The following is an 8,546-nucleotide window of genomic DNA, read 5'->3' as shown; positions in this document are numbered from 1 at the left end:
CCCCCCTGGGGGGTGACTCCCCTCCCCCCGCCCTCTGGGGCGCTCGGGAGGTGCTGCGGGGCTGGTTCTGTACGGGTCTGGGGAGAACGGCCACGCTGCGGGGCGTGGGCGGCCCGCTGCGGGGCGGGCAGGGGGGCGGCCGGCTGATTTGATGGCGCGCGGTAGGGGTGCCGCAGACAGCCTCTCAGCCGGTCGGCCCTCCGATACGAGACTGATACATGCAGGTCAGCGCACTGAAAGCGTACGCGGCTGTACGATGGGGGCATGACCTCGACGAGCCCGCGCTGCGAACACGAGCCCTGCGGCCAGCCGCTGCGGATCACCGCCCGGCGGCACGCCCGGTTCTGCTCGCCGAAGTGCCGCGCGGCCGCACACCGCGCTCGCCGGTCGGTGCCGGCCGAACTCACGGCCCGCCCGCGGTGGGTGCGGCGCACTGCGCGGAAGGTGCCGGTCACGGTCGGCGGTGCGGTGGCGAGCAGCACGGACGCGTCGACCTGGTCGACGTACCGGGACGCGGCGCGGTCGTCAGCCGGCGTCGGTCTCGGGTTCGTCCTGGACGGCGACGGGATCGTCGTGCTCGACCTCGACCACTGCCTCGACGGCGACCGGGTCGCACCGTGGGCGCAGGGCCTGCTCGACGCGGCCGCGGGTTGCTGGGTTGAGCGGTCGGCGGGCGGCGACGGGCTGCACGTCTGGGGGCGCGGTGCGCTGCCGGGCGGGGCTGGCCGGCGGTTGCGGCTCGGCGCGGGCACGGTCGAGGTGTACGCGACCGGCCGGTACATCGCGGTCACGGGCCAGACGTTCGGCGACACGCCGCGTCGGCTCGGCGACTTGCAGCACGTCATCGATTCTCTGCTGTAGCGGCCCGGCACGGGCGCGCGCTGCAGCGCACCCGACACGGGAGGTACAGCACATGGCACGCCTGCAGATTCTCGAACTGCCCGAGGGCACCGACGACGTACGGCCGCCGTACGTGCTCGTCGTCGACGAAACGATGCCGCAGCGCGTCATCATCGGCATGGATCACGGACCGGTGCGCGACTACTGGAGCGACGTCGCCGAGCGGATCGGGGCGCGCGCCGTGATCGTCACGCCCGAAACGGTCGAGATCCCGGCGAACGACTTGGCGCTGCCCGAGCCGGCCGAACTCGTCGCCGAGACTGAACTGCGTTTCGAGCGCGACGAGATGCGCCGCAACTACGAGGGCGCGTGCAAGACGATCGCCGACATGCATGCCGCGGCGACTGGTCGCACCGGTATGGGCCCGGTTCGGGGCGTCGTCGAGGACGTTGAGGACGTACGGCAGCGCGCCGAGCAGGCCGAGGCGGGGCGAGTCGCCGCCGACGACATGCTGCGGGCGGTCTGCGAGGTGTTCGGCGGCCCTCATGTGGATCCGGTGGTGAAGGCGCGCGAGGTGCTGGCCCGAGCCGAGCAGGCCGAGGCGAAGCTGCAGGCGTTCACCGAGGCGCAGCAGAAGGAGGCGGGCTGATGGGCGGCGTAGGCCCGGTCCCCAAGGACCGCAAGGCGCGGCGCAACAAGGACGCCGTGCCGCAGACCGTACTCAGGTGGGAGCACGCCGAGGCGCCCGAGCTGCCCGACTTCCGCATCGAAAAGGGCGACGAACTCGTCGAGTTCCACTGGCCCGAGCGCACCCGCGAGTGGTGGCAGATGTGGATCGACTCGCCGCAGGCCGAGCACTTCGGCGCGTCCGACTGGGAGTACCTACTCGACACGGCGCTGATCCACGCGCGCTACTGGTCGGGAAACCTGTCGCTCGCGGGCGAGCTGCGGCTGCGCGTCTCCGAGTTCGGGTCGACGCCGGCGTCGCGTGCCCGGCTGCGGATGGTGTTCGCCGAGGCGGACGACGCCGACCAGGGCCGCGGCCGGTCGGGGGTGCCGTCGGCGCGGGAGATGTACGGGAACCTGCGGATGATGCCGGGCGGGAAGACCGACCAGGGCAAGGGAGCGTAGAGGGGGCGTCATGCCGTGGCGCGGCCCGCAGTACGAGGGCGAGCGCCCCACGCTTGGGTGGTACGTCCTCGACTGGATGATGCAGAACCTTGCGGCGCCCGGCCGGGATGACGGCGCGCCGTTCGTGCCGCACCGGGAACAGGCCGAGTTCCTCTGCAGGTACTACGAGGTACACCCGGTCACCGGCAAGCGGATCATCCGCCGCGCGCTGCTGTCGCGACCGCGCGGCTGGGGCAAGTCCCCGTTTGTCGGGGCGATCGCGCTCGCCGAGGCGTGCGCCGACGTCGTCGCCGACGGGTTCGACGCGTACGGCGAGCCGATCGGCCGGCCGTGGCACTCGATCCGCACGCCGCTCGTGCGTATCGCCGCGGTGACCGAGCAGCAGACCGACAACACATGGATCCCGCTGCTCGAAATGGCGCGGGGCAAGTCGCTCGCCGCCGACTATGGGCTCGACGTCCTCGACACGGTCGTCTACCTGCCGCGCGGAGAGATCACCGCGATCACGTCGTCGGCGACGTCGACGAAGGGCGACCCGGCGTGCTTCGCGGCGCTCGACCAGACCGAGGAATGGAAGGACACGAACGGCGGGACGAAACTCGCGAAGACGATGCGGTTCAACGCGACGAAGATCGGCGGCAGCCTGATCGAGACGCCGAACGCGTTCACGCCGGGCGAGGGGTCCGTTGCGGAGCGGTCGGCGGCGGACTATCAGGCGATCATCGACGGCCGGTCGCGAGCGAAAGGCATCCTGGTCGACCACCGGGAGGCACCGCCGGACACGGACATGAGCGACGAGCGGTCGCTCGTCGAGGGTCTGCGGTACGCGTACGGCGACAGTAGCGATCACCCCGACGGGTGTGTGCTGCACGATCCGCCGTGCCCGCCCGGCTGGTCGCCGATCGAGGGCATCACCGCCGGGTTCTGGGACACGTCGAACGAGCCGCAGGATCTGCGGGCGGACTTCCTGAACCAGATCACCCACGCCTCGGACGCGTGGCTGACGCAGCCCGAGGTGCGGGCGTCGTCCGACCTCGGGAAGACCGTGCAGCCGGGCGACCGGATCGTGCTCGGGTTCGACGGCTCGCGGAAGCGTGCCCGCGGGGTGACGGACGCGACGGCGCTGATCGGCTGCAGGCTCAGCGACGGGCACGTGTTCACGATCGGCGTGTGGGAGCAACCGCCGCGGCCCGAGGTCGGGTCGGACGGCAAGCTGATCGAGTGGCAGGTGCCGGTCGTCGAGGTGCTCGCCGCGGTGCACGAGGCGTTCGCGACGTACGACGTGGTCGGCATGTACGCCGACCCCGCCAAGTGGGAGTCGCACGTTGCGGACTGGGAGGCGGCATACGGCCCCCGGTTGAAGGTGCAGGCCACCCGGAACCATCCGATCGAGTGGTGGATGACGGGCGGCCGGTCGCTGCTCATCGTGCGGGCGCTGGAGAAGTTCCACACCGCCTTGACCGAGGGCGAGCTGACGCACGACGGCTCGTCGCCACTCGTGCGGCACCTGCTCAACTCCCGGCGCCGCAAGACACGGTCCGGCATACAGATCATGAAAGCCAACCCGGACAGCCCGGACAAGATCGACGCCGCGGTCGCCGCAGTGCTGGCGTGGCAGTGCCGGCTCGACGCCATCGCGAAGGGCATCGCAGCCGAGGAACCCGAGATGTTCGGCGGCACATTCTGAGAGGGGGCGACCGTGCTCGACGAGACACCCGAACTCGACAACCCGGATTTCATGCTGCTGCGTCTCGGGCGCCGCATGCGGAAGCGCGCGGGAGTGCTCGACGAGTGGTGGCGCTACTACCGGGGCCGGCCGCCGCTGCCCGAGCTGCCACGCAAGGCAGAGCAGGCGTTCTTGGACTTCCAGCGGAAGAGCCGCACCAACGTCTGCCGCGTGATCGCCAACTCGACCGTGCACCGGCTGTACGCCCTCGGCGTGACCGCGGACGACGGTACCCCGGACGAGGACGCAGCCCGGTGGTGGCAGCTCAATCGGCTCGACTCGCGGCAGAACCTGGTGTGGCGCGTGGCCATGGCGCAGTCGGTCGGGTACATGCTCGTCGGCGAGCACCCGACCAGCACCGAGGCCAACGGCCGCCCGTCCCCGCTGATCACCGCCGAGCACCCGCGCGAGGCGATCGTCGAGCGGGACCCGGCGACCGGCGAGGTACGAGTCGGGGTACGGGCGATTCACGACGACCTTGACGGCTACGGTCGCGCGTGGGTGATGTACGACGACGAGATATGGGCGTACCGGACGAAGGAGCGGTGCACGCCGAACCGGCTGCCGTGGGGACCGGACTCATGGGAGCCGATCGACGACGGCGTCGAGCACGACCTCGGGCGCGTGCCCCTGGTCGAGTTCGCGCGTATGCCCGACCTCGGCGAGGACCCCGAGCCCGAGTTCGCGGGTGTCATAGACATTCAGGACCGCGTCAACATGGGCGTCCTGAACCGTATGGCGGCGTCGCGGTACTCCGGGTGGAGGCAGAAGACGGTCACCGGCCACAAGTTCAACAAGCGCACCGACCCGGCAACGGGTCTCACCACGGTTGATCAGCCCTTTGTGCCCGGTCCGAACAGCGTGTGGGTGTCCGAGGGCGAGAACGCGAGGTTCGGGCAGCTCGAAGCGACCGATCTGCGGCCGTTCCTGGAAGAGCACGCGGCCGATATCCGCGACGCGCTCATCATCAGCGAGACGCCCGCGTACTACTACGCCGGCGACATGGTGAACATCTCGGCGGACACGATCGCGGCTCTCGACCTCAACCACGTCGCGAAGTGCCGCGAGCACATCGCGAGCTTCGGCGAGGGCCTCGAAGACGTGATGAGCCTCGCCGCGGCGCAGGCCGGCGTCGAGCGGGACTACACCGAGGCGCGGGTGCGGTGGGCGCGGCCCGAGTACCTGTCGCCCGCGGTGCGTGCGGACGCAGCGACGAAGCTGAAGTCGATCGGGTACCCGCTCGACATCATCGCCGAGGACCTCGACGAGACCACCGACCGGATCCGGCGCATCAACGCGAGCGCCGCGGCATCCGCGCTGCTCGGCGCGTCGCTGCTGCCCGCGAACCCGGCGCCGACGGCGGGCAACACCCTGCCCGACGACGGAGGGGCCGGCGGTGGCGAATGAGGCGCTGCAGGCGGCGCTCAACGACCGGTACGACGCCATGTCGCAGTCGTTGCGCGACCGCCTGATCACGTTCGTCCTCGACGCGTTCGACTCCCTCGGCTCGTACCGGGACGCGGACGCCGCCCTGTTCATCGAGCGGGTGCTGCCGGTCGTGCTCGCGGCGCAGCAGACGATGGGACAGATCACCGACGCGTACCTCGCGGCGATGGTCGCCGACATGCTCGGCGGCGCGGCCGCGCCGGTGGGTGTGCAGCTCGACGAAGCGCTGCGCGGCGTCGACCCGGCCGAGGTGTATCACCGGCCGTTCGTCACGCTGTACAGCGCACTGTCGGCCGGGCACGACTATGCGGCGTCGCTCGGCGAGGCGCGCACTCGGCTGCTGTCGATCACCGAGACCGACCTGCAGCTCGCGCGGACGCACGCGGCCCGGCAGTCGATGGAGCGCAGCGGCGCGAAGTACTTCCGGCGCCGTCTCACCGGGACGAAGAACTGCGCGCTGTGCGTCATCGCCAGCACGCAGCGGTACCGGGTCGAGAACCTGATGCCGATTCACCCGGGCTGTCACTGCAAGCCCGACCCGTTGCCGGACAACCGGGACCCGGGCCAGATCATCGACGAGGGCCTGCTGAAGGAGGCGCACGCCGCCGTGACGAAGGGCATCGGCTCGTCAGACCGTGGCGGCCGGGCCCCGGACTACCGCGAGGTCATCATCACGCGGCAGCACGGCGAGTACGGGCCGCTGCTGGCGGTCCGCCGCCACGAGTTCACCGGGCCGGACGACATCCCCGGCTCGTGATTCCCGCGCCGCCACGGCGCACCAGTTGCTCACCCCACCCCGACACGGGAGACACCATGCGCAAGAGCACCCTTCCCCGTCACGCCCGTACCGGGCAGCTCGCCGTCGGCTGGCGTAAGCCGCGCCCCGGCGAGGACGGACTGCAGCCGATCTACCCGATCCTCGGCGGTGCCGAGGACGACGACGGCGGCGAGGACGACGACCAGGACGACGACGGCGGCGACGACTCCGACAAGGACGACAACGACGACGGCGACGACGAGTGGGCCGAGACCCTCAAGCAGTGGAAGAAGGAAGGGCTCAAGCCGAAGCAGGTCGCCGAGCGGCTCGCCGCCTCACGCAAGTGGGAGGCGCGGGCGAAGAAGAACAGCAGCGCCGCCGAGGAACTCGCCAAGCTGAAGCGCGAGGGTATGAGCGAGACCGAGGCGGCGGTCGCCGCAGCCCGCGCCGAAGAGCGCGTCAAGGGCGGCGAGCGCATCGCCCGCAGTGCCTTCCTCGCGGCGGCGAAGGGCCGGATCCCCGACCCGAAGGCAGTCGTCGAGGACATCAACCTGCGCAAGTACGTCGACGACGACGGAGAGGTCGACGACGACGCGATCTCGAAGCTCGTCGACAAGCTCGCTCCCGAGCGGTCCGACACGGACGACGAGGACGACGACCAGGACGAGCGCGACACGCGCCGCCGGCGTCGCACCGGGCGCGGCTATCAGGGCGCCCGCAACGGCTCCGGCCGCAGCAAGGACAAGCGCGGCAGCGCAGCGGACGGTGTCGCTCTGTACGAGGAACTCATCGGACCGCGACGCGGCACCGCGAACAACTGACCTAGGAGACACCCGACATGAACCTGCAGCAGACGGTTCGCACGTTCGGGATGGACGATCAGTCGTGGATCGGAAGCAGCCACGGCACGCAGGCGACCGAGTCGATCACGCTCGACGTCTCGACGTTCACCCCGGCCACCCACTACCCCGCGGGATATGTCAAGAGCGGTATCCCGCTCGGGCAGATCACCGCAACGAAGAAGTTCGGCCCGTACGACGGCGCGGCCAGCGACGGCCGCGAAGTGCTCGTGGGGTTCCTGTTCGCCGCCGTCGGCGCCCCGGCCGACAACACGGTCGACGTCGGCGCCGCCATGTTCGTGCACGGCAAGGTGCGCGAGTCCCGACTTCCGGTCCCCGTCGACGCCGCCGGTAAGGCCGACGTCGCCGGTTCGATCCGGTTCATCTGAGAGGACGTGACCTAGATGAGCTGGGTTTTCGACGACACGTACATCGCGCCCGAGGAGCTGACACCGCTCACGCGGGTGGCGCTCGCCGAGCAGCAGGTGAACGCGTTCACCCTCGGCAGGTGGCTGCCGAACGTCGAGATCGACGACATCACGTACCGCTACAGCAAGGGCGGCGAGGGCGGTCTGACCGAGACCGCGGTGTACCGGTCGTGGGACGCCGAGGCGCGGATCGGGCGCCGCGAGGGCGTGTCGGACGTGATGGGTGAGCTGCCCCCGATCTCTGAGGCGATCTTCCTCAACGAGTACGACAGCCTGCGCGTCCGCAACATGGACGACAACAACCCGATGCGGCGCCTCATCGCGCGTGACGCGAACCGTCTCGCCGCGAAGATCGCCGCGAGGTTCGAGGTCGGCAAGGGTGAGGCGCTCGCGAACGCGCGGTTCACGATCAAGGAGAACGGGCTCGACCTGCCGCCGGTCGACTTCGGACGCAAGCCGGAACACACCGTCACGGCCGCGGTGCTGTGGACCGACCATGCGAACGCGCGGCCGCTCGACGACCTCGAAGCGTGGGTGCAGACCTACATCGACACGAACGGCACGCCGCCCGACCGGATGCTGATGCCGCGCACCGTCCTCGCGGACATGCGGCAGTGCGACCAGGTCGTCCGGCAGGTGTACCCGCTCGCCCCGGCCGGCTCGGCGCCGATGGTGAGCGTCGACCAGTTGAACACGGTCCTCGACGGGCTCGACCTGCCGCCGATCGAACTCAACGACGCCCGCGTGTCCGTCGACGGCGTCGCTACCCGCGTCATGCCGGCCGACGCGCTCGTGTTCGTTCCTGCCCCGGGCGCGACGGACGCGGCGCAGCCGACCGACCTCGGCGGGTTCCTGCTCGGCACGACGCAGGAATCGCTCGAACCGGAGTACTCCGCGGTCGAGGGCCGCGCCGGTGTCGTCGCCGCGACGTACAAGACGAAGAACCCGATCCGGCTGTGGACGCACGTGGCGGCGATCGGCATGCCGGTGCTGCGCACGCCGAACCTGACGTTCAAGGCGGTGGTGCGCTGATGGGCCGCAGGCTGAAGACGTTCGTGCACGTCGACGGTGTCGCGTACGGGCCGGACTCGAAGGTGCCCGCCCCGGTCGCCGAGAAGATCGGCGACCACGCGTGGGAGACCGACGCCGAGGTGCGTGGCGAGGACGGGCCCGAGACGGTCGGGTTCACCGACCCGGGCACGCAGCGGCCGGCCACGGTCGAGGCGCCGCCTCGGTCGGGCCGCGGCTCTAGCGTCGACGCGTGGCGCGCATTCGCCGAGCAGAACGGCGTCGGCGTCGACTCGGACATGAGCCGCGAGGACATCATCGCGGCCGCCGAGGACGCCGGGCTGATCGAGCCCGAGCAGCCGAAGGAGTAG

At 70.7% G+C, this 8,546-nt stretch carries 10 protein-coding genes; all 10 read left to right on the top strand.

Annotated elements, in window-relative coordinates; all coding sequences use genetic code 11:
* The first annotated feature begins 264 nt into the window (after positions 1–264).
* The 10 genes from IG88_RS0129065 to IG88_RS43515 are packed head-to-tail and all read left to right on the top strand — an operon-like array spanning position 265 to position 8,546.
* The gene (locus IG88_RS0129065) at positions 265–861 is read left to right on the top strand and encodes a bifunctional DNA primase/polymerase (protein ID WP_031047535.1); all 597 of its coding nucleotides are present in this window, start codon (positions 265–267) and stop codon (positions 859–861) included.
* Positions 862–913: 52 nt separating this feature from the next.
* Positions 914–1,489 (top strand): hypothetical protein, encoded by a 576-nt coding sequence (locus IG88_RS40410; RefSeq protein ID WP_051852111.1) that lies wholly within the window; start codon positions 914–916, stop codon positions 1,487–1,489.
* Complete coding sequence (locus IG88_RS0129055) at positions 1,489–1,971, top strand: hypothetical protein (protein ID WP_031047531.1); 483 nt, start codon at positions 1,489–1,491, stop codon at positions 1,969–1,971. Before IG88_RS40410 ends, IG88_RS0129055 begins: the two co-directional genes overlap by 1 nt.
* Positions 1,972–1,981: 10 nt before the next feature.
* Complete coding sequence (locus tag IG88_RS0129050) at positions 1,982–3,658, top strand: terminase (RefSeq protein WP_031047528.1); 1,677 nt, start codon at positions 1,982–1,984, stop codon at positions 3,656–3,658.
* Positions 3,659–3,670: 12 nt separating this feature from the next.
* A complete protein-coding gene (locus IG88_RS0129045; RefSeq protein ID WP_031047525.1) occupies positions 3,671–5,104 on the top strand; it encodes a phage portal protein in 1,434 nt (477 codons plus the stop codon).
* Positions 5,094–5,900, top strand: a complete 807-nt coding sequence (locus tag IG88_RS0129040; protein ID WP_031047522.1) for a hypothetical protein — start codon at positions 5,094–5,096, stop codon at positions 5,898–5,900. The genes IG88_RS0129045 and IG88_RS0129040 overlap by 11 nt, the downstream gene beginning before the upstream one ends.
* Positions 5,901–5,956: 56 nt before the next feature.
* Positions 5,957–6,721 (top strand): hypothetical protein, encoded by a 765-nt coding sequence (locus tag IG88_RS0129035; RefSeq protein WP_031047519.1) that lies wholly within the window; start codon positions 5,957–5,959, stop codon positions 6,719–6,721.
* Positions 6,722–6,738: 17 nt separating this feature from the next.
* Positions 6,739–7,128 (top strand): head decoration protein, encoded by a 390-nt coding sequence (locus IG88_RS0129030; protein ID WP_031047517.1) that lies wholly within the window; start codon positions 6,739–6,741, stop codon positions 7,126–7,128.
* A 15-nt stretch (positions 7,129–7,143) separates the two neighbouring features.
* Positions 7,144–8,199 (top strand): major capsid protein, encoded by a 1,056-nt coding sequence (locus tag IG88_RS0129025; protein WP_031047512.1) that lies wholly within the window; start codon positions 7,144–7,146, stop codon positions 8,197–8,199.
* Positions 8,199–8,546 carry a hypothetical protein gene (locus IG88_RS43515; protein WP_031047509.1) on the top strand — a complete coding sequence of 116 codons (348 nt, stop codon included), beginning with the start codon at positions 8,199–8,201 and terminating at the stop codon, positions 8,544–8,546. Before IG88_RS0129025 ends, IG88_RS43515 begins: the two co-directional genes overlap by 1 nt.

The organism is Streptomyces sp. NRRL F-5650, from assembly GCF_000721365.1.
GTDB lineage: Bacteria > Actinomycetota > Actinomycetes > Streptomycetales > Streptomycetaceae > Streptomyces > Streptomyces ardesiacus.
This window is presented reverse-complemented; position numbering and strand designations above follow the sequence as displayed.

Coding starts and splice junctions, on each gene's coding strand:
- IG88_RS0129055 (WP_031047531.1), top strand. CDS start 1,489: ATGGGCGGCGTAGGCCCGGTCCCCAAGGACCGCAAGGCGCGGCGCAAC.
- IG88_RS0129025 (WP_031047512.1), top strand. CDS start 7,144: ATGAGCTGGGTTTTCGACGACACGTACATCGCGCCCGAGGAGCTGACA.
- IG88_RS0129065 (WP_031047535.1), top strand. CDS start 265: ATGACCTCGACGAGCCCGCGCTGCGAACACGAGCCCTGCGGCCAGCCG.
- IG88_RS0129030 (WP_031047517.1), top strand. CDS start 6,739: ATGAACCTGCAGCAGACGGTTCGCACGTTCGGGATGGACGATCAGTCG.
- IG88_RS0129050 (WP_031047528.1), top strand. CDS start 1,982: ATGCCGTGGCGCGGCCCGCAGTACGAGGGCGAGCGCCCCACGCTTGGG.
- IG88_RS43515 (WP_031047509.1), top strand. CDS start 8,199: ATGGGCCGCAGGCTGAAGACGTTCGTGCACGTCGACGGTGTCGCGTAC.
- IG88_RS0129035 (WP_031047519.1), top strand. CDS start 5,957: ATGCGCAAGAGCACCCTTCCCCGTCACGCCCGTACCGGGCAGCTCGCC.
- IG88_RS40410 (WP_051852111.1), top strand. CDS start 914: ATGGCACGCCTGCAGATTCTCGAACTGCCCGAGGGCACCGACGACGTA.